This is a genomic window from Nonomuraea bangladeshensis, assembly GCF_039529455.1.
Taxonomy (GTDB): Bacteria; Actinomycetota; Actinomycetes; order Streptosporangiales; family Streptosporangiaceae; genus Nonomuraea; species Nonomuraea bangladeshensis.
This window is the reverse complement of sequence record NZ_BAAAMV010000002.1, coordinates 817,181-837,618: the sequence shown is the minus strand read 5'-3', so window position 1 is coordinate 837,618 and position 20,438 is coordinate 817,181. Positions and strand designations below refer to the sequence as shown.

18 protein-coding genes are annotated in these 20,438 nt (G+C 73.5%); 5 read left to right on the top strand and 13 right to left on the bottom strand.

Translation table 11 applies throughout. From position 1 onward, the window contains the following. The 6 genes from ABD292_RS08030 to ABD292_RS08005 all read right to left on the bottom strand — a co-directional run bounded on the left by ABD292_RS08030 (nt 1) and on the right by ABD292_RS08005 (nt 8,266). The gene (locus ABD292_RS08030) at nt 1-1,644 is read right to left on the bottom strand and encodes a potassium/proton antiporter (protein WP_344206405.1); all 1,644 of its coding nucleotides are present in this window, start codon (nt 1,642-1,644) and stop codon (nt 1-3) included. Between the two features lie 96 nt (nt 1,645-1,740). Next, nucleotides 1,741-3,117, bottom strand: a complete 1,377-nt coding sequence (locus ABD292_RS08025; protein WP_344206404.1) for a sensor histidine kinase — start codon at nt 3,115-3,117, stop codon at nt 1,741-1,743. A gap of 98 nt (nt 3,118-3,215) precedes the next feature. Then, a complete protein-coding gene (locus tag ABD292_RS08020) occupies nt 3,216-4,814 on the bottom strand; it encodes a sigma-70 family RNA polymerase sigma factor (protein ID WP_344206403.1) in 1,599 nt (532 codons plus the stop codon). Further along, nucleotides 4,811-6,511: a ricin-type beta-trefoil lectin domain protein gene (locus ABD292_RS08015; RefSeq protein ID WP_344206449.1), complete on the bottom strand. Its 1,701-nt coding sequence runs from the start codon at nt 6,509-6,511 to the stop codon at nt 4,811-4,813. The genes ABD292_RS08020 and ABD292_RS08015 overlap by 4 nt, the downstream gene beginning before the upstream one ends. Nucleotides 6,512-6,610: 99 nt before the next feature. Continuing rightward, nucleotides 6,611-7,486 (bottom strand): MurR/RpiR family transcriptional regulator, encoded by an 876-nt coding sequence (locus tag ABD292_RS08010; protein WP_344206402.1) that lies wholly within the window; start codon nt 7,484-7,486, stop codon nt 6,611-6,613. Nucleotides 7,487-7,513: 27 nt separating this feature from the next. After that, nucleotides 7,514-8,266 carry a sugar isomerase domain-containing protein gene (locus ABD292_RS08005; RefSeq protein WP_344206401.1) on the bottom strand — a complete coding sequence of 251 codons (753 nt, stop codon included), beginning with the start codon at nt 8,264-8,266 and terminating at the stop codon, nt 7,514-7,516. A 108-nt stretch (nt 8,267-8,374) separates the two neighbouring features. Here ABD292_RS08005 and ABD292_RS08000 point away from each other — a divergent pair, with 108 nt between their 5' ends. Beyond that, nucleotides 8,375-9,319: an N-acetylglucosamine kinase gene (locus tag ABD292_RS08000; protein WP_344206400.1), complete on the top strand. Its 945-nt coding sequence runs from the start codon at nt 8,375-8,377 to the stop codon at nt 9,317-9,319. A 45-nt stretch (nt 9,320-9,364) separates the two neighbouring features. On the opposite strand, the gene ABD292_RS07995 is transcribed toward ABD292_RS08000, so the two are convergent. After that, nucleotides 9,365-9,892 carry a hypothetical protein gene (locus ABD292_RS07995; protein ID WP_344206399.1) on the bottom strand — a complete coding sequence of 176 codons (528 nt, stop codon included), beginning with the start codon at nt 9,890-9,892 and terminating at the stop codon, nt 9,365-9,367. A gap of 166 nt (nt 9,893-10,058) precedes the next feature. On the opposite strand from ABD292_RS07995, the gene ABD292_RS07990 reads away from it, so the two are divergent. From ABD292_RS07990 to ABD292_RS07980, 3 genes are all read left to right on the top strand, one after another. Next, complete coding sequence (locus ABD292_RS07990) at nt 10,059-10,568, top strand: SigE family RNA polymerase sigma factor (RefSeq protein WP_344206397.1); 510 nt, start codon at nt 10,059-10,061, stop codon at nt 10,566-10,568. After that, entirely contained in the window at nt 10,565-11,668 is a 1,104-nt protein-coding gene (locus ABD292_RS07985) for a WD40 repeat domain-containing protein (protein ID WP_344206396.1), read from the top strand. Before ABD292_RS07990 ends, ABD292_RS07985 begins: the two co-directional genes overlap by 4 nt. A gap of 168 nt (nt 11,669-11,836) precedes the next feature. Further along, nucleotides 11,837-14,050, top strand: coding sequence for a polysaccharide lyase 8 family protein (locus ABD292_RS07980; RefSeq protein ID WP_344206395.1), 2,214 nt, complete (start codon nt 11,837-11,839; stop codon nt 14,048-14,050). 11 nt (nt 14,051-14,061) lie between these two features. On the opposite strand, the gene ABD292_RS07975 is transcribed toward ABD292_RS07980, so the two are convergent. The 5 genes from ABD292_RS07975 to ABD292_RS07955 form a co-directional block, all read right to left on the bottom strand. Beyond that, nucleotides 14,062-15,093 carry an ABC transporter ATP-binding protein gene (locus ABD292_RS07975; protein ID WP_344206394.1) on the bottom strand — a complete coding sequence of 344 codons (1,032 nt, stop codon included), beginning with the start codon at nt 15,091-15,093 and terminating at the stop codon, nt 14,062-14,064. Beyond that, complete coding sequence (locus tag ABD292_RS07970) at nt 15,090-15,851, bottom strand: ABC transporter permease (RefSeq protein ID WP_344206448.1); 762 nt, start codon at nt 15,849-15,851, stop codon at nt 15,090-15,092. Before ABD292_RS07970 ends, ABD292_RS07975 begins: the two co-directional genes overlap by 4 nt. Before the next feature lie 96 nt (nt 15,852-15,947). Beyond that, nucleotides 15,948-16,751, bottom strand: a complete 804-nt coding sequence (gene modA / locus ABD292_RS07965; RefSeq protein WP_344206393.1) for a molybdate ABC transporter substrate-binding protein — start codon at nt 16,749-16,751, stop codon at nt 15,948-15,950. A 13-nt stretch (nt 16,752-16,764) separates the two neighbouring features. Then, on the bottom strand, nt 16,765-17,175 hold the full coding sequence (locus ABD292_RS07960) for a TOBE domain-containing protein (RefSeq protein WP_344206392.1): 411 nt from the start codon (nt 17,173-17,175) through the stop codon (nt 16,765-16,767). Nucleotides 17,176-17,333: 158 nt separating this feature from the next. Then, on the bottom strand, nt 17,334-17,903 hold the full coding sequence (locus ABD292_RS07955) for a TetR/AcrR family transcriptional regulator (RefSeq protein WP_344206391.1): 570 nt from the start codon (nt 17,901-17,903) through the stop codon (nt 17,334-17,336). A gap of 80 nt (nt 17,904-17,983) precedes the next feature. Between ABD292_RS07955 and ABD292_RS07950 the strand changes: the two genes are divergently transcribed. Further along, on the top strand, nt 17,984-19,399 hold the full coding sequence (locus ABD292_RS07950; RefSeq protein ID WP_344206390.1) for an MFS transporter: 1,416 nt from the start codon (nt 17,984-17,986) through the stop codon (nt 19,397-19,399). Between the two features lie 12 nt (nt 19,400-19,411). Here ABD292_RS07950 and ABD292_RS07945 read toward each other — a convergent pair whose 3' ends face one another. Further along, entirely contained in the window at nt 19,412-20,116 is a 705-nt protein-coding gene (locus tag ABD292_RS07945; protein WP_344206389.1) for an N-acetylmannosamine-6-phosphate 2-epimerase, read from the bottom strand. Between the last annotated feature and the right edge of the window lie 322 nt (nt 20,117-20,438).

Here is a 20,438-nt window from a genome sequence, read left to right as displayed (position 1 = left end):
CTACGGCTCGTCGCGCTGCAGGCCCTTGGGGGTGACCCCGGCCCACCAGGAGGCGACGGCCTCACGCGCCCGTACGAGGGCCGGGGCGGCGGCGCGGCTCGCGTCGGACAGCGGCAGCGGCTCCCGCCCGACCCGCCTGGGCGCCGGTCCGGCCTCGCCGCGCCCGTCGTGCCACTGGGCCAGCCGCCCGCCGCGGCCCACGGCGCGCAGCCGGTTCTCGACCTCGGCGCGGGTGGCGGGCGTGGTGACGATGAGCACCTCGTCGCCCTCGCGGAGCGGGGTGTCGGGCTCGGGGACGAGGGTGTCGCCGTCCCGGATGATCAACGTGACGATGGACGGCTTCGGCAGCCGCAGCTCGAAGATCTCCACGCCGTTCATCCGCGAGCCGGACGGGATGGTGAGCGTGAGCAGGTCGGCGGCCAGCACGTTCAGCGGCGCCGCCTCGATCTCCACCTCCCGGGCCTGGTGCGGCTGGGTGATGCGCAGCAGCCGGGCGATCAGCGGCAGGGTCGGCCCCTGGATCAGGGTGAAGATGACGACCAGGACGAAGACGATGTTCAGCAGCTGATGGCTGCCGGGGACCGCGGCGACGATGGGATAGGTGGCCAGCACGATCGGGACCGCGCCGCGCAGCCCCGCCCACGCGATGAAGGCCTGGTGCCGCCACCCCATGCGGAACGGGGTGAGGCAGGCGGCCACCGAGACGGGCCGCGCCACGAGCAGCAGCACCAGGCCGATGATGACCGCGGGCAGCAGCGCGGCGGGCAGCTCGCTCGGCGTGACCAGCAGGCCGAGCATGACGAACAGACCGATCTGCGCCAGCCAGCCGATCCCCTCGGCGAAGGACCGGGTCGCGGCGCGGTGCGGCAGCACGGCGTTGCCCAGCAGGAGCCCGGTCAGGTAGGCGGCCAGGAACCCGGAGGCGTGCACGGCCCCGGCGGCGGCGAAGGCGATGACGCCCAGGCCGACAGTGGCCAGCGGGTACAGGCCGCTGGCGGGCAGCGCCACGAACCGCAGCGCCGCCGTACCCGCCCAGCCGATCGCCAGCCCGATCGCGGCTCCCGCCACCAGCTCGAAGCCGATCTGGCCGGCGATGGACAGCGGGTCAGGCAGGTCGGTGACGCCGGTGGAGAACACGATCACCAGGATGACGGTGGGCGCGTCGTTGAAGCCGGACTCGGCCTCCACCAGCCCCGCGACGCGGCGCGGCAGGGGCAGCGCGCGCAGGACCGAGAAGACGGCCGCGGCGTCGGTCGAGGAGACGATCGCGCCCAGCAGCAGCGAGAGCTGCCAGTCCAGGCCGAGCAGCAGGTGCGCCCCCGACGCGGTGATCGCCACGCTGACCGCGACGCCGAGCACCGACAGCAGCGCCGAGGGCAGCATCAGCCGCCTGATGTCGCTCCAGCGGGTGCTCAGGCCGCCCTCGACCAGGATGATCGCCAGCGCCGTGGTCCCGAGGAGCTGGGCCAGCTGGGCGTCGTCGAAGTCGATGCCGAGCACGTCCTCGCCGAGCAGCACGCCGAGCGCCAGGAACAGCAGCAGGCCGGGCAGGCCGAGCTTGGTGGCCGTGCGGGCGGCGGCGATGCTGGCGAGTAACACCAGGCCGCCGGCCAGCAGGACTGCGTACAACTGGTGCAAACTCATCCTGAATCCTCACATCACATCGACGCTCAACCCGGGCCCGGCATTCGGTTGCTACGGGTCCGATTCCTACCAGTTAGCTCCCTATCGGGGCGATCTCTAACGGTCCGGACCCCCCACATCCGGATCATCCCCGGGCGGGTCCCCCGCGCCGGGGTCGCTCTGGTCGCGCAGCAGGCGCAGGATCAGCCGGCCGCCCGGCCCCTCGCCCACCAGCAGTGTCCCTCCGTGCGCGTGCGCGATGTCGCGGGCGATCGGCAGGCCCAGACCGCTGCCTCCGGTGTCGCGCGAGCGGGTCGCGTCCAGGCGGGTGAACCGCTCGAAGACCTGCTCGCGCTTGTCCGGCGGGATGCCGGGTCCGTCGTCCAGCACCTCGACCTCGGCCAGCTCGCCGGCCGCCCGTACGGTGACGTGCACGCGGGTGTCGCCGTAGCGGTCGGCGTTCGACAGCAGGTTGGTCAGCACCCGGGCCAGCCGCAGCCGGTGCCCCCGGACGATCACGCCTGGCTGGATCGAGGTCGTCACCGGCAGCCGGGTCTCGCCGCGGCGGCTGATCTCCTCACTGACCAGCGCCCCGAGGTCGATGCGCTCGTTGCGCACCGGGGGCGCGGCGTCCAGGCGGGCCAGCATCAGCAGGTCCTGCACGATGGCGGACAGCCGGTACGCGTCCGCCAGCGCCGCCGCCCAGTCCTCGTCCCGCCGCTCGGCCATCCCCGCCTCCAGCCGCAGCGTCATGGCCGTGATCGGGCTGCGCAGCTCGTGCGAGGCGTCGGAGACGAACCTGCGGTGCCGGTCCACCGCGTTCCGCAGCCGCTCCAGCGTGTCGTTGACGGTGACGGCCAGCTCGGCGACCTCGTCGTCGGTGGCGGGCACCTCGATGCGCCGGCTCAGGTCCTCGGCGCTGATCCGCTCCAGGCCGCGGCGGATGCGCTCGACGGGGGCGAGGACGCGGCCGACGCCGTACCAGGTGCCCCAGGCCATCAGGGCCAGCAGCAGCGCCGCGGACCCGTACAGCAGGACGAACAGGAACGGCGAGCGCAGCTCGTACGGCTCCCGGACCGCGGCGTAGGCCATGACCGGGCCGTACGCGCTGACCCCGTCGTACAGCCCCGCGACGACCAGGCAGGTGCCGGGCGGTACGGCGTCCGTGGGCGTGTCCTCGCCGCACACCCGGTCGTTCACGAGCGACTCCCCCGGTCGGGGGCGGGCACGGGTGAGCGGCGGCGCGCCGGCGAGCTCGGCGTCGGACGCCACCACCCGGCCCGCGCTGTCCACGACCTGCAGGAACCTCACGTCGTCCAGCTTCGGGATCGGGCCCGTGAAGCGGGACCGGTCGATGAGCACGGTCAGGCGGCGGGCCGCGGCTGCCGCCCGCTCCTGCAGGTCGTCACGCGCCCGCGCCAGGAAGAGCGACGAGATCACGAAGACGCCCGCGAACAGGATCACCCCGAACAGCGTCACCGTCGCGACCGTCATCCGCGCTCTGATGGACCGGCCCCACATCATGAATCGACTGTTTCACCCGCGATGACAACGATCGGCAAAAGACCTGCCATGACGGCTCGCCGGGCGCGTCAGCCGTTCGCGAAGGTGATGCTCTGGTCGGCCGAGCCGGTGTAGGGGCCGTACAGGATGAACGCCGTCGGCGGGCGTTTGCCGACGAACTCCTTGCCGATGGACAGGGCCTTGCCGGAAGGGACGCTCACCAGGCGGCGCACGCCGTCGCTGAAGGTGGGGCGGTGCCAGCGCTGGGCCGGGACGGAGGCGCAGGGCCGCAGGCGGACGGCGAGCATGCCGCCGCCGTTGAAGGCGGTGGTGTCGTACTGCTCGCCGGCGGCCAGGCAGCGGCCGGTGACCACGTTGACGAGCTGGAACTGCTGGGCGGAGCCCCTGGTGCGCCAGGCCGTGCGGGGGTCGGCGCACGGCAGCGCCGCCACCTCCGCGCCCGCCGCGCCGACGCACCTGCCCGCGTGCACGAGCCGGGCACCCGCCTGCGTGATGGCGGACGGGGCGGGGGTGCCGGTGCTTTTTCGGGCTGCCGGGGTCCGCGTCCGGCCGGTCGTCGGCGAGCCGGTCGCTCCGGGGGTGGCGGTGGCCGTCGGCCCCGCCGTGGACCTGGCCGTGGAGCTGGCCGGCCGCGTCGGCCTCCGCGTCCGCGCCGGTTCCGTGGCCCGGACGGACGGCGGGTCCGCGCTCGGCGACGGGCTCGCCGCGGGCGCGGCGACCGGCGGTGCCGCCAGGTCAGGCGCAGGCCCCAGCGTCACGCCGACCACGGCCGCCACGACGACCACCGCCGCCCCCACCACCGGAACCGCCCACCCCGGCACCCCTGGGAAAAGAGCACCCCCCTTCCCTGCGACGGCGCCTTCTCCGGCGATGGACGCGTTTCCGGTCGTGGCGAAAGGTGTCGCCGTCGTGGCGGTCCACTCGCCCGCCCTCAGCGCGAGAGGGAGCAGCGCGACGGGGACCGCCGCGCGGAGCGTGGCGTTGAGGTCGAGCAGCTCCGCGTGCGCCCTCGCGCAGCTCGCGCAGTCGCTCAGGTGCGTACGCAGCCCGCGCGGCAGCCGGTCGCTGCGCTTGCGTACGACCGCCGCCAGCGGCTCGGCGTACTGCAGGCAGCGCGGCGACGCGCCCGCCACGTGCGCCGCCAGGTACGCCTTGCGCAGCCCCTCCCGAGCCCGGAAGGCGAGCACCCCCACGTTGCCCGGCGTGACGCCGAGGATCTGCGCGACCCGCTCCGGCTCCTCCCCCTCGATGAGCGTGTGCCACAGCACGGTCTGCCAGCGCGGCGGCAGCGACCGGTAGGCCCGCGTCACGAGATCGTCGGGCGGCTCGGGCGGCGCCATGGTCAGCTCGTCCTCGCGGAACTCCTCCGTCAGCACGATCCGCTGCTGGGAGCGGGCCCACTCGATCGCCGTGTTGCGGGCCACCGCGTACAGGTAGGGCCGCCACGCGCCGCTCGGCCCGCCCGAGCCGTGGCGCACGGTGCGCAGGGTCCGCGCGAAGGACTCGCTGGCGAGGTCCTCGGCGGTGTGCGGCTCCTGGCACAGGCGGCGGGCGAAGGCGAGGACGGCGGGATAGTGCCGCTCGTACAGCTCGGAGACGGCACGCTCGTCCCCGGCCCTGACCAGTCGGGTCAGGGCCGAGTCCTCGCCTTTCTGGTCGTCGGTCACTTGAGCAGGAATTTGACCGAGTTCTTGGGGTAAGCGGCCTTGGCGTAGACGGCGGCGGACCTGCCCGCGCCGGCGACGATCCGGGTGGCCCTGGTGGTCGCGCTCTTCAGCGTGACCGAGCCGCGGGTCCGCTCCAGCAGCCAGCGCTGCCCCTTGGCGGCGCCGCTGCACTCGGTCATGACGACCGCGCGCTTGCCGCCGCTGACCCTGCCGAGCGCCAGGCAGCGGTTCTGCCGGCGCAGCTGCACGTGCTTGCCGACGTTGACGACGTCCCACGTGGCGCCGCAGGAGCCGAGGCGCACCCTGGTGCCGGACACGGTCAGGCAGGTGCCGTACGAGCTCCTGAACCGGACCTTGCCCGGCACGGCGACGTCCGGCTCAGAGGTAGGCCCAGCGGTCGGATCGGTGGTCGGCCCAGCGGTCGGAGCTGCGGTCGGCCGGGACGTCGAGCTCGACGTGGGCGTGGGCTTGGGCGTGGCCGTGGGGGCCGGAGTGCCCGGCCGGGCGGGCGCGGGGTCGAGGCCGTCGAGCAGCTCGGCCACGAACTCGCCCTTGCCGTCGGCCACCACCGCGCCGCCGTCCCGATTGTCCTTGACGGAGAGCTTCTTACCGCCCGCCCGGTTGGCGAAGTTGGTCTTGTCCTGGCCGGCCTGCGGCAGCCACTGCTGGGACTTGTCCTTCTTCACGCACGCGGCGGTCACCACCGTGTCGGCCATGGCGAGGCAGCGGCCGGTGGCCGCGTTGCGGATCGTGAGGTAGCCGTCGCCGTCGATGGCGCGCTGCCAGGTCTGCGCGGCGCCGTTCGTACAGGTGCGCTGCACGACCTGGGCCGCGCTCCCGTCGAGGCACCTGCCGCCGTCCACCGCCTTGACGCGGAACTGCCACACCGGGCTCGGCTGGTCCTGGACGAGGTACGGGCTGAACGCCACATTCCTGATCTTCTCCAGGGCCGGCTGCTTGACCGGGGTCGGCTCGAAGTAGCGGAACTCGTCGATCCGGCAGGAGTCGAGGTGGTAGTTGGCCGCGAGGTCGCTCGTGCACTCCTTGCGGGTGCCCATGTCGCGGCAGACCGGGTCGTTGCCGTTCACCCCGCCGCCGTCGCAGTGGGAGAGCCCGAAGCTGTGGATCAGCTCGTGGGTGAGCCCGGCCTCGCTCCAGCACCAGCGCGGCAGGATGACGTTGCCGCCGCTCATCCCGGCGTTCGCGCCGCCGCCCGTGCAGGAGTCGGTGATGTCGTTGTCCCTGACGAAGTACAGCGGCTTGACCCGGTTGGCCTTCCAGAGGGCGCGCACCTGGGCGGGCTGCGCGTCGAGGTTCTCCTCCATCGCCTTGCCCATCTCGGCCCGGTTGCGGCCCTTGGTGAACGGCAGTTTCGCCACCACCGGGCGGCAGCCGGCGTCCTGCACGACCCGCAGCCGCCGGGAGATCCCGAACCGCTCGGCGCTGGAGTCCACCGTCTGGTCGGTCTCCCAGAGGGTGTTGAGCAGCGCGGCGCTGTCGGCCGCCCAGGCGTCCTGCCCCGGCTGGTGGACATAGATCGGCAGCACCCAGCCCTTGTCGGCGGCGTCCGCGCCGTCACAGGCGAACGGCGACTTCGACGCCGGCGCCTCGGCCGTCTCGGCGACGGCGGGCGGGGGAACCACCAGAACCGCCGCCGCCATCGAGGGCAGCAGCAGCGTCATGAAGATCGATCTCATCGTGCTCAAGCAGAGCTCCTTTCCTTTCACCAGGGAGGAGTCCGGCTGCTCGCCTTGATTACGCGACTTCGCGAGATTTTTTCGGAAGTCCGCGCGGGGTCAGAGTTTGTGCGGCTCGACGGCCTGCACCGTGAGGTCGAACGCCTCGGTGGTGCGGCCGAAGGTGCGCTGCGCGATCAGCACGTACACCAGGTCGAGCACCACGAGCTGGGAGTGCTTGGCCGCCAGCGACTCCGGCCTGAACGTCGTCTCGCGGGCCGAGGTGGTCAGCACCAGGTCGGCGGCGTCGGCCAGCGGCGAGCGGGGGAAGCTGGTGAGCGCGACCGCCACCGCGCCGGCCGCCCGCGCCCGGGCCAGCACCTCGACCGTCTGCCGGGTGGTGCCCGAGTGGGAGACGCCGATCGCGACGTCGTCGCCGGTGAGCAGGGCGGCGCTGGTCAGCCCGCTGTGCACCTCGCAGCGGGCCCAGGAGGCGATGCCGATGCGCTCCAGGCGATACTGCATCTCCAGCGCCGACAGCCAGCTGCCGCCCACGCCGAACATGTCGACCCGGCGGGCGCCCGCCACGAGGTCGGCGACCCGCTCGGCGACGCGCAGGTCGATCTGGGCGGCGGTCTCCTGGATGGTGCGCGCGTCGGCGCCGGCGATCACTTCGAGCACCCGCTCGGGCGGGTCCTGCGGGCCGATCTCGCGGCCGAGGTCGATCTCCCAGCGGGCCTGCTCGGCCCGGCCGGTCTCGGCGGCGATCGCGATGCGCAGCGCCCGGTAGTGCTCGTAGCCGATGGTCCGGCAGAACCGGGTGACGGTGGCCGGGGCCACCCGGGCCCGGTCGGCCAGCTCGACCAGGGCGAGCGTGGTCATCTCCGCGGGGTCCGCGAGCACCTGCTCGGCGACCCGTACGAGGGCGTCGGGCAGCGTCGGGAGGAGGGTGTGGATGCGGTTGAGCACCGGGGTCACGTCAGACAGCTGCGCCACGTGCGCCATCCTTCCACGGTGACCGCCTCAGGCGCCGCGCCGGATGCGGCCGGCGTAGCGGGCCTCCAGCGCCTGGTTGTGCGCGTCGCCCTCGGGGATGTTGGCCGACAGGTAGACCGGCGGGGCCTGGCCGGCCGCCAGCAGCCGGGACACCGTCTCGGCCACCATGAGCTGCGCGAGCAGCGCCGAGGTGATCGTCGAGACCGCGCCGAACGAGCCGCCGCCGGGCAGCTCCAGCACCGAGTCGCCGCGCGGCGCGCCGTTGTCGAGCACGACGTCGGCCAGCTCGAACAGCTTGCGTCCCGACGGGTGCCTGGGCGGCACCGCCCGGCTGTGCCGCAGCGAGGTCAGCGCGATCAGGCCGTGGCCGCGCTCCTTGACCAGGCCGGCCAGCTCGACCACGCAGCCGTTCACGCCGGAGCTGGAGATGATCACGAAGACGTCCTGGGGCGCGACCGGGGCCAGCTCGTAGATGCGCCGCGCGATGCGCGGGTCGCGTTCCAGCTCGGGGTCCTGCAGCACGCTCGGCGGCTCACCGCCGAAGATGACCAGGTCGCGCAGGGTCAGGCGGTTCGTCGGGACCAGCCCGCCCGCGCGACCGGCGATCTCCATCGCGATCGCCTCGGAATGCCCGGAGCCGAAGGCGTTGACCACGCCGCCAGCGTTCAGCGCGGCGGCCAGCAGGTCGGCCGCCGCGGCGATCTCCTTCTCCTGCTGGGCGGGCAGTTTCGCGAGCAGCTCCGTGACGACGGCCACGTAGTCGGCGCCTGTCGATGACATGGGCACTTCCCCCGGATCGTAGGTTTTTTTATGATTCGCCAGACAAGGCGAAACTTGTATCACAGCCGTTCCGGCGCCCGCCATCCTGCCCCTCGGAGGAAGTGATCCATGGAACTGTTCCTCGGCATCGACGCCGGCGGCACCTCCACCCGCGCCCTGCTCGCCACGCCCACCGGCGAACGCGCCGGTCAGGGCCTCGCCGGCGGCGGGAACCCGGCCGCGCACGGCGTCGAGGCCGCGCTCGCCGAGATCACCGCCGCCGTACGGCAGGCGCTCGGCGACGTGGACCCGCGCCGGGTCGCGGACGGGGTCATCGGGCTGGCCGGGCTCGGGGCGCTGGAGGACCCGGCCGTCCACGCCGCGTTCGGGCGCGCGTGGGCCGCGTGCGGCTTGCGTTTTCCGGTGCGCGTGGTCGAGGACCCCCTGCTCGCCTTCGTCGCGGGCACCCCGGAGCCGTCCGGGCACGTCCTGCTCTCCGGCACGGGCGCGGGCGCGCTGCGCGTCGAGGACCGGCGGGTGACCCGCGTCGGCGACGCGCTCGGCTGGCTGCTCGGCGACGAGGGCTCCGGGTTCTGGCTCGGCCGGGCGGCGGCGCGGACCGCGGTCCGGCAGCTCACGGCGGGGACCCCGGGCGAGCTGGCCCGGCTGGTCGCCGAGGCGGTCGCCGGGCCGGGCGCGGCCCTGACGCCGCGAACCGCGGAGACCGTCATCATCCGGGCGCAGGCCGCGCCGGTGCCGACGCTCGCCCCGCTCGCCCCGCTCGTCGCGCGGGCCGCCCAGGCGGGCGACCCGGCCGCCGCCGGGATCGTCGAGACCGCCGCCGACCGGCTGCTCGCCACGCTGGCCGGGGTGCGCGGGCCCGGCGAGACGACGCCGATCGTCCTCGCCGGCGGCGTCCTGTCGGCGGACGGCCCGGTCCGGGAGCACGTCCTGCGGCGGTGGGCGGCCCGCTGGGCCGCGCCGATCTCCGTCGCCGGCGACACCGCCGCCGCGGCCGCCTGGCTGCTGGCCGGAGCGGAGGCGCCGCACACCGCCTGGTTCCCACGGCCCTGACCAGGATCGGACTCAGCGTCTCCACCTGGCCGGGTGACGACCGGCTCAGCGCGGCGGGCCGGCCGGCCCCCGGCACCGGCATCCGGCCAGGGTCCGGCCGGAGCGGCCGGCGGGCGGGCGCGCCACCGGCCCGCTGGGACACCAGCCCACCGGCGCGTAGCGGCGGGGAGGGACGCGCCGCAGTGCCGGCCGGGCCGGCGGCGGCTGGGGGGCGTCGCGCCGCCGGGCCTCGCGCTTCCCTCCGGGGCGGGCGTGGCGGCGCACGATGCCGTAGAGGCCGCCGGACAGGCACATGGCCACGACCGCGACGAACCGGAGCACGTCGGGGACGCCGGTCACAATGAGCTCACCGGCGGGCTGGATGAGGAAACCGGTGGCGAGGGTCCAGACGACGAGGCCCATGACGGCGGCGGCTCGCAGGTCGGCCGCGAACGCCGCGTAGCAGCACCCCGCCAGCCCCATGACGGCGAAGCGCACCTCGAGCTGGCCGATGGGCACCAGCAGAGCGGTGATCGCGCAGGCCGCCACCGCCGCGAAGAACCCCACCCCGATGCTGAGCTCGATGGAGGGCACGCGGCGGACCCTGGCGCTGCAAGAGATCACAGCTCCCATTCAACGGCCAGGAACGACGGCCGGGCAACATGATTGACCGCGTGATGGCTTTTCTCGCACCGCCCACCCCACGACTGCAACCTTTCGCCCGCCCGGCCGCGTTGGCAACGGGCGAGAGGAGATCACATTGGATCGTCACGAGGGCTTCCGCGAGTTCGTGCTCGCCCGGCAACAGGCGTTGATGCGGACCGCGTACCTGCTCGTGGGCGACCGTCACCTCGCTGAGGACCTGTTGCAGAGCACGTTGACGAACGTCGCCGGGCACTGGCACAAGCTGGCGGCGGGCGGGAACGCGGAGGCGTACACCCGCAGGGCGCTGGTGAACCAGTACATCTCGTGGCGGCGCAGACCGCGCTTCGAGGTGCCGAGCGCGGAGCCGCCCGAGCAGGGCGTCTCCTACGACGACGCGGCGCTCGACCGCGTCGTGCTGCGCCGGGCGCTGGCCAAGCTGACGCGCAAGCAGCGCGCGGTGATCGTGCTGCGGTTCTGGGAGGACCTGACGGAGGCCCAGACCGCGGAGGCGCTGGGCTGCTCGCTCGGCAACGTCAAGAGCCAGACCCATCACGCGCTGGCGCGGTTACGCGCGCTGGCGCCGGAGCTGAGCGAGGACTTCACGGCCGAGGAGGTGTCCAGATGAGCAGGCTGCGCGCGGCACTCGGCGAGCTGGCCCAGGAGGCGCCGGACGTGGCGCCCACGACGGACCTGGCGGCGCTCGCGGTGGCGAACCACCAACGACACAGGAGAAACATCACCATGGCAACGGCCTTTTTCGCGACAGTGGCGCTGGTGGGGGCGGTGACGGCGGGCGTGACGCTGAACGGGTCCGGCCAGGCCGCCCCCGCCACGTCGTCGGTGCCCGCCGACCTGCCCGCGGGCAAGGTGGGCGCCCTCAGCCACGCTTACCTCACGCAGTGCGAGATCGACGAGTCGCAGGCGCCGCCGTCTTTCGACTGTTCGCAGGTCGAGTGGCGGGTCGTCACCCGCACGGGCAGGACGTACCGGGTGCCGCAGGCGCTCGCCACCAGCGTCACCGATTCGCGGTCGCCGGTCGCGCTCAGCAGGGACGGGCGGATGTTCGCCTACTACAGCAGGAAGGAGGGGACGTACGTGGTCCGCGACCTGGTGGCCGGCACCCAGGTCGTCTCGCGGGCCAAGGTCAAAGAGTCGAAGATCGACCGCGGCGCGATGCTGGTCGTCTCCGAGGACGGGCGCCACCTCGCCTTCGACCCGCGCGAGGGGAGCAAGTATCCGGGGCTGCTGATCGACGTGCGCACCGGCGAAACGACCACGCTGAACGGCAAGTACGAGGCGATCGGCATCAAGGACGGGCTGGTCGAGCTGATCCGCTACCTCAAGACCGACCTGTGGCTGATGCCGGTCACCGGCGGCGGCAAGCCGGTGCGCTTCCCCGGCACGTACATCATGTTCAGCGAGCTCGCCCCGGACGGCCGCACGGTGGCCGCGATCGAGTTCGACGAGATGCGGAAGAGGAAGGTGACGCTGCTCGACACCAAGACCGGCCGGGTGGTGCGGAAGGTGACGGTCAAGGGCGCGCCGGACGTGAAGTCGCCCGGCTCCGTGCGGATCTGGGCGAGCGCGTCCGAGGTGATGGTCGACTACCAGGTGGGCAAGGAACTGCGCAGCTACGCGGTGAACGTCGACACCGGGAAGGCCCGGCTGGTGCAGAAGGTGTCCCTCACCACCGCACAGGAGGTCATACTGCCAGCCGATTGGTGACGGCGATGGCGCGATGAGTGGTCCTTCTGCCGACATAGGATCTTCTCATCTGCCATCAGACCGCATGCCCGAAAGGCCGCCATGATTCACCCCCTCAGCCGGCGGTCCGCCTTGCTGGGCGCCTCGGCCGTGGCCGGTGCCGCCCTGTGGGAAAGGCCGGCTGAGGCGGTGAGCACCGCCGTGAGCACCGCCGCGTTCGACGCCGCTCGGGAGCGCTGGGTGAGCCTGCTGGCCGGCGGCGCCTACGACCCCGGCCACACGGACAAGATCCAGGCCATCGAGGGCTCGGCGAACGCGGTGCTGCGCAAGCTGAAGCCGGACCCGCGCCGCCCGAGCCTGTGGCCCGACCTGCCGCTGGCCAACCCTCGTACGGGCGACTTCAACCGCTCCTACAACCGCATGCGCACGCTCGCCCTCGGCTGGGCCACGCCGGGCACCGCCATGCACGGCAACCCGCAGGTCGCGGAGACCGCGGTCAGGGCGCTCGACTTCCTGTACGAGCACGCCTACCACGAGCACCTCGACCGGCGGGGCAGCAACTGGTACTGGTGGGAGATCGGCGTGCCGCGCGCGCTGACCGACACCTGCGCCCTGCTCTACGACGGCCTGCCGAAGGACCACCTCGGCCGCTGGCTGCGCCCGCTGCGCCGCTGGTGCCCCGACCCGGAGCGGCGGATCAGCCATCCCGGCGTGATCGAGACCGGCGCGAACCGGGCGGGCAAGGCCATGGCCGTGGCGATGCGCGGGCTGCTCACCCACGACGCGCGCCTGGTCAAGCGGGCCAGGGACGCGGTCTCCGACCTGTTACGGCGCACGAAGGGGCCCGGCGACGGCTTCTACCGCGACGGGTCGTTCATCCAGCACGACGTCTACCCCTACACCGGCAGCTACGGCGTCGACTACCTGGAGAGCGTCGCCAAGCTCATCGCCATGCTCGCGCGCTCGCCGTGGGAGATCCCCCGGATCGGCAACGTGTACGAGATCGTGGACCGCTCGTTCGTGCCGTTCGTCTTCGACGGGCTGATGATGGACTGCGTCCGCGGCCGGCAGATCTCGGTGCAGGGCCACCGCGACCACCATTCGGGGCAGAAGACCGTCGAGGCCGTCCTCACCCTGCTGGACAGCGCACCCGAACGGCACGCCCGGCGCTGGCGGCCGCTGGTGAAGGGCTGGCTCACCCGCAACCAGGCGATCCCCTTCGGCACGCACGCGCCGCTGGCGAGCCTCGCGCGGGCCGAGGCGCTGCTGGCCGACGGCTCGGTGCCGGTCGGGCCGCGGACGACGGGGACGTACATCTTCGCCGACATGGACCGGGTCGTGCACCGCCGTCCCGGCTGGGCCTTCGCCATCGCGATGAGCTCGCAGCGCATCGGCGCGGCCGAGGCCATGAACCAGGAGAACCTGCACGGCTGGTACACCGGCGACGGCATGACGTACCTCTACACCGACGACCTCACCCACTGGAACGACGACCTCTGGCCGACGATCGACCCGTACCGGCTGCCGGGCACGACGGTCGACACCCGCAGGCGCGCCGACCTCACGCACGGCACGCGCCGCCTGCCCCCCACCCCGTGGGCGGGCGGGGTGGCGCTGGACGGCGAGTACGGCGTCGCCGCCATGAAGCTGGTCGCGGGCGGCTCGTCGCTGCGCGCCAAGAAGGCGTGGTTCCTCCTCGACGACGCGGTGATCGCGCTCGGCGCCGGCATCACCGCCTCCGACGGCCGCCGGGTCGAGACGATCGTGGAGAACCGCAACACCCACGCCGAGCACCCGCCGCTGACCAGGGGCGAGCGGTGGCTCCACCTGTCCGGCGTGGCCGGGTACGCGCTGCTGGACGGCGCCGAGGTCAAGGTCATCCGCGAGCAGCGCACCGGCCGCTGGCGCGACATCGACAAGGGCGCCACGACCGGCGGCGACACGACCCCCGTCACCAGGCACTACACGACGATCGTGATCGACCACGGCGCCGACCCGCGCAAGGCCCGCTACGCCTACGCGGTGCTGCCCGGAGCCTGCGCCGAGCGGACCGCCGCCTATCGGCGGGGGGTCGAGGTCCTGGCCAACAACTCCACGGCCCAGGCCGTCGCCCGCGGCGACCTGATCGCCGCGGTGTTCTGGCGGGCGGGCAGCGTCGAGACCCCGCACGGGAAGCTCTCCGCCGACGGCCCGTGCACGCTGGTGCTGCGCCGCGACCGCGGTCGGGTGCGGGTCGCCGTCTCCGACCCGTCCAGGACCGCCGACGAAGTGCGGATCAGGCTGCCGTGGGCGGTGCGCTCGGTCGTGAAGCGCGGCCGCAGCGTGCACAGGTCCAAGAAGTCGATCAGGGTGGAGGTCGGCGGCAGCCGCGGCGCCACCCACACCGCCGTCGTACGCGTCTGAGCCGCGCTCGCTCACGCCGGGTAGGCGTGGGTCTCGGTCGCTTTGACCGACGCCCAGATGCGCTGGCCCGGGGTCAGGTCGAGGTCGGCGACGGCGGCCGGGGTGATGTCGGCGAAGGCGGTGACGGGGCCGTCGAGGTGCACCCGTACGTTGTCGCCGTGCCGTTCGATGCCGCCGATCGTGGCCTGCCACAGGTTGCGCGGGCTGCCGTCGGGGCGGCTGCGGTAGAGCGCGACGGCGGCCGGCGGGAAGGCGACGAACGCCGGCCCGTCCAGGTGCTCGGAGGTGTGCAGCGGCAGCTCCCCCACCTTGACCAGGGCCCCTTCGGCCACGCCCCGATAGAGGTTGAGCCCGACCAGGCGGGCCACGTAGTCGGTGCGCGGGCGGCGGGCGACCTCGGCCGGCGGGCCCTGCTGGACGATCGCGCCGTCTTCGATGACGATCAGCCGGTCGGCCAGCACCATCGCGTCGAGAGGGTCGTGGGTGACCAGCACGGTGGCCCCGTCGAAGTCCGCCAGGTGGCGGCGGAGCTGGGAGCGGATCTCCAGCCGGGTGTGGGCGTCCAGCGCGGCGAGCGGCTCGTCCAGCAGCAGCAGCTCCGGGCGTACGGCCAGCGCGCGGGCGAGCGCGACCCGCTGGGCCTGCCCGCCGGACAGCTGCCGGGGCCTGGCGGCGGCCCGGTCGGCCAGCCCGACCCGCTCCAGCAGGGCGGCGGCGGCGCGGCGGGCCTCGGCCTTCGGCACGCCCTGGCAGCGCGGCCCGAAGGCGACGTTGTCCAGGGCCGACAGGTGGGGGAAGAGCAGGTAGTCCTGGAACACCATGCCGATCGGGCGCTGCTCCGCGGGCAGGGTGTGCAGCGGGCGGCCGTCGAGGACGATCTCGCCCTCCGACAGCCCGGTCAGCCCGGCCAGGGCGCGCAGCGCGGTGGTCTTGCCCGCGCCGTTGGGCCCGAGCAGCGCGACCACCTCGCCGGCGGCGACGCGCAGGTCGAGATCGAGGGTGAAGGCGGCCCGGGTGACCACCAGGCGGGCGTCGAGGGTCATGCGGCGCTCACCCACCGGTCGCGCAGGCTGGCCAGGATGATCACCGAGACGGCCAGCAGCACGAGGCTGAGCACGATGGCGGCCTCCGGCTCGGTCTCCAGCGCGAGGTAGACGGCCAGCGGCATGGTGCGGGTGGTGCCGGGGAAGTTGCCGGCGAAGGTGATGGTCGCGCCGAACTCGCCGAGCGCCCGCGCCCAGCACAGCACCGCCCCCGCCACCACGCCCGGCATGACCATCGGCAGCGTCACCCGGCGGAACACGGTCCAGCGGGAGGCACCGAGCGTCGCGGCGGCCTCCTCGAAGCGCTGGTCGGCGCCGCGCAGCGCGCCCTCCACACTGATCACCAGGAACGGCATCGCCACGAACGCCTCGGCCACGATCACCCCGGCGGTGGTGAACGGCAGCGTGACGCCGAAGCTCGACTCCAGCCACTGCCCCACGAGGCCGCGCCGGCCGAGCACCAGCAGCAGCGCGACGCCGCCCACGACCGGCGGCAGTACCAGCGGCACGGTGACCAGCGCCCGCACCAGCCGCCGCCCGGGGAACTCCACCCGGGCCAGCAGCCAGGCGAGCGGCACTCCGAGCAGCAGGCAGAAGGCGGTGGCGACGGTGGCGCACACCAGCGACAGCCGCAGCGCCTCCAGCACGTGCGGCTCGGCCAGCCGCTCCAGCAGCGTCGGCCAGGGGGCCCGGATCAGCAGCCCGGCCAGCGGCAGCACCAGGAAGACCAGACCCGCGACGGCGGGCAGCACCAGCATCCACGGCAGCCGCCCGGCGATCTCACGGCCCGCGGCCCGCCGGCCGCCGGACCTCGGCAGGTCGGCATGCTCCTGTGGGGAGAGGTTCATGGGCGGTCAGGGAGCCTCGAAGCCGGCTTTGGTCAGCACGTCCTTGCCCTGCTGCGACAGCACGAGGTCCATGAACTGCCCGGCCAGGTCACCGGCGGGGGCCTTGGCCAGCGTGGCGATCGGGTAGTCGTTGATCGCCTGGTCCGCCTCGGGGAACTCGATGCCGGTCACCTTGCCCGCCGAGGCGATCACGTCCGTCCTGTAGACCAGCGCCGCGTCCACCTCGCCCAGCTCGACCTTGGTGAGGGTGGCCTTGACGTCCTGTTCCAGGGTGACGGGGGTGACCCTCAGCCCGGCCGCGTCCAGCGCCTTGACCGCCGCCGCGCCGCACGGCACCTGCTCGGCGCAGAGCGCCACCTTCACCTTGGCGTCGGTGAGGTCCTTCAGCTCGTCCACCTTGGCCGGGTTGTCCTTCGGCACGGCGATCTGCAGCTTGTTGCGGACGAACGTGACCGGCGAGGCCGCCAGGGACGCGTCGGTGACGGTCTTCATCGTGGCCGGGCTCGCCGCGGCGAACACGTCGGCGGGCGCCCCCTGGACGATCTGCTGGGCCAGCGTCGCGCTGGAGCCGAAGTTGAACTTCACCGTCGTGCCCGGATGCGCGGCCTCGAAGGTCCTGCCGAGCTCGGTGAACGTCCCGGTCAGCGACGCCGCCGCGAACACCGTCACCTCCTTCGCCCCGCCACCGGAGGCCGGGGCCGAGCTCGAAGCGGAGGTCGCGGCCGGCTCGCCCGAGCCGCAACCGGACAGGCCCGCCAGCGCGAGCGCGACGGGCAGGGCGATCGCCCATCGGGAAAGACGCCTGAACACCAAGGGGAGCTCCTCACACGTGACCGGCCACGCGCTCGTGACCGGGGATCTCCACGACGACGTTGGTGGACTTGATCACGGCGACCGCCACCACCCCCGGCTCCAGACCCAGCTCGTCGGCGGCCTGACGGCTCATCAGCGACACCACGCGGAACGGGCCCGCGGCGATCTCCACCTGCGCCATCACCGCGTCGCGGATCACGTCGGTGACGATCCCGCGAAAACGGTTGCGCGCCGACGAACGGCCGCCGTCCACCTCCTCGACCTGGGCGCGGGCGAAGGCGGCCAGGTCGACGCCGTTCACCTGCCGGTGGCCGTGCTCGTCCCGCTCGGCGGTCAGCCGGCCCGCGTCCACCCACCGGCGTACGGTGTCGGAGCTGACCCCGAGCAGCGCCGCGGCCTCACTGATCCGGAACGTCGTCACAAGCCCTCACCCTACCTTCCGCACATACGAGCCTGAATACCCGCCTGCGACCGCAGCAGCGGCCGGATCATCCCGCCAGCCCTGGCATCCACGAGGCGGGCGAGATCCGCCGCCGCCGCGGCGGCCGCCGATCCATCCTCCACCCGCCGGACGCCGGATCAGGCGAGCAACCGGTCGACCAGCCGGTCGAGGTAGTCGGGGGTGAGCGGGCCCGCGCCGAACAGGACGCGTATGTAGATCGGCGCCAGGAGATGGTCCAGCACCTCCAGCGCGTCGGGCGGGTCCTCGCCGCGGTCGCGGGCGCGGTCGAGCAGGACCTGCATCTGCCTGGCTCGGTCCGCCAGGAGCTCGTCGCGCGCCTGAAGACCCTGCTGCCCCTCCCCCGACAGCGCGACGGCGAGCCGCACCAGCGCCAGCCCGTCGGGCCCGGTGACCTCGCGGACCACTTGGGCGGCGTAGGTGCGCAGGTCGTCGGCCAGGTTGCCGGTGTCGGGCATCGGCGCCTGCGTGTTGAGCCGGGCCAGCAGCACATCGCCGAGCAGGGCTTGGAGGTTGCCCCACCGGCGGTAGAGGCTGGTGTCGGCCACACCCGCGCGGGCCGCGATGTCGCCGATGGTGAAGTTTCCGTAGCCGCGCTCGCTGACCAGCTCGGTCACGGCCTGGTGCACCGCCGCGCGGACCCGCGCGCTGCGCCCGCCGGGCCGTCTGGCCCGCTTCTGCTCGTCCATACCCCACCTTAACGCAGTCGAGAACTGTGTTAAGGTCCCTTCTAAACGCAGTCACTGACTGCTTTTAGAAGGGGATGTGCGTGAAAGCGTTGCTCACGCTGACCTGCGCAGGTCAGTTCATGGTGCTGCTCGACAACACGATCGTCGGCGCCGCCCTGCCCGACATGGAGCAGCGGCTCCACACCGGGCTGACCGGCCTGCAGTGGATCGTCGACGCCTACGTGCTGCTGGTGGCCATGCTGCTGCTGCCGGGCGGCGTCTTCGCCGACCGGTTCGGCCGCAGGCGGGTGTTCCTGGCCGGGCTGGTGGTGTTCACGGCCGCGTCGGTGGTGTGCTCGCTCGCGCCCTCGATCGGCTGGCTCATCGCCGGGCGGGTGCTGCAGGGGGTCGGCGCCGCGGCGCTGAGCCCCGCCTCGCTGGCGCTGCTCGTCGCCGCGTACCCCGCACCGAAGGAGCGCGTCAGGGCGATCGGGTTGTGGGCCGGGTTCAGCGGCATCGGCCTGGCCGCCGGGCCGCTGGCGGGCGGGATCCTGGTGGAGTCCTTCGGCTGGCCCGCCATCTTCCTGGTCAACGTGCCCATCGGGGCGGTCCTGCTGGTGGCCGGGCTGCGCGTGCTGAGCGAGTCCCGCAACCCGGGCGCGCCGCCGATCGACGTCCCCGGCACGGTCCTGTCCGTCGCCGGCGTGGGCGCCGTGACCTACGGCCTGATCGAGGGCGGTTCCCGAGGGTGGACCTCGCCGGTGATCCTGGGCAGCTTCGCCGCCGGGCTGGCGCTCCTGGCCGCGTTCGTCGTGGTCGAGGGCCGGGTGCCGACGCCGATGCTGCCGCTGCGGCTGTTTCGTGAGCGGCTGTTCACGGCGTCCAACACGGCGATGGTCGTGGTCGGGTTCGCGCTGATGGGCTCGTCGTTCTTCTTCTCCCAGTTCTTCGTCCACGTCCAGGGCACGTCGATCCTGGTCGCCGGGCTGCGGACCCTGCCCGCCACGCTGGCCATGGTGATCGTCAGCCCGTTCGCGGGCCGGTTCGCGGCCAGGTACGGCTTCCGCGTCGTCGTCAGCATCGGCCTGGCGCTGGCCGGGCTGGGGCTGCTGGCGCTGGGCCTCGTCCACGCCGACACCGGCTACGGGAACGTGTGGTGGCGGCTGGCGGTCGTCGGCATCGGGTTCGCACTCGCCATGTCGCCGCTGACCGGGGCCGCCGTCCAGGCGGTCAGCCCGCAGGAAGGGGGCCTCGCCTCGGGCGTCAGCAGCACCACCCGGCAGATCGGCGCGGTGCTCGGCGTGGCGGTGCTCGGGGCGATCGTCCACACGCGGGAGTCCGGCGGCGCCTCCTTCGAGTCGGCACTCAACAGCGCCTTCCTCGCGGCGGGCGCCGTGACCCTGGCCTGCGCCGTGTTCACCGGTTTGTGGCTGACCGCGGCACGGACGCCGAGGGGCGGCGTCCGTGCGGTGAGTGAGCCGCCGCTGGCGGCCTCTCCCAGCCGGCTCACCTCCTGAGCCGCACGGCGTTCAGGGGCGGGGCGTGGTGCTCGTGACGCGCTCGGCGAACCAGCGGGTGATCGTCGTGGGGTGGGTGATGGCGGTGCCGACGACGACGGCGTACGCGCCCGCCTCCATCGCCGCCCCGGCCTGCTCCACGGTGTGGATGCGGCCCTCGGCGACCACCGGGACGGGCAGGTCGGCGGCGAGCCTGGCGAGCAGGTCGAGATCGGGGCCGTCGGTCTTGCGGGAGTAGGACGTGTAGCCGGCCAGGGTGGTCCCGACGACGTCCGCGCCGGCCTCGGCGGCGGCGACGCCCTCCTCGTACGTGGACACGTCGGCCATGACGAGCCGACCGGTCCGCTCGTGGACGGCCGTCACGGTGTCGGCGAGACTGCGGCCGTCGGGCCGCTGGCGGCCGGTGCCGTCCACGGCCACGACGTCGGCGCCCGCCTCGGCGACGGCCAGGGCGTGCTCCAGGGTCGGGGTGATGTAGACGTCGCCGTCGCCGTCCTTCCACAGGCCGATGAGCGGCAGGTCCAGGGCGGCCCGGATGCGCCGGAGGTCCTCGACGCCCTGGGCGCGGATCCCGGCGGCGCCGCCCGCCGCGGCGGCCTCGGCGACGCGGCGCATGGTGTCGGGATCGCGCATCGGCTCCCCGGGGTAGGCCTGGCACGAGACCACGAGCCGGCCCCGGATCGCCTCCAGCACGGGATGAGCGGCAGTGGGAGTCATCGGTCCTTCCTGATGGGTCATTCGGCCCCCGACCCGCCGCCGCCCGCAGGCAGGCCCAGACGGGCAACCCCGGGGAGGGGTGCGATGGGGGTCATCGGTCTCTCCTGAGAGGTCATTCTGGCCCTCACCCGCCACCGCCCGTGGTCAGGGCCAGGTGGGCAGCCCCGGGAGGGCGGCGGTAGGGGTCATTCTGGCCCTGGCCCCCCACCGCCCGTGATCAGGGCCAGGCGGGCAGCCCCGGGGAGGGAGGCGGTGGGGGTCATTCTGGCCCTGGCCCGCCACCGCCCGTGATCAGGCTCAGGCGGGCAGCCCGGAGAGGGCG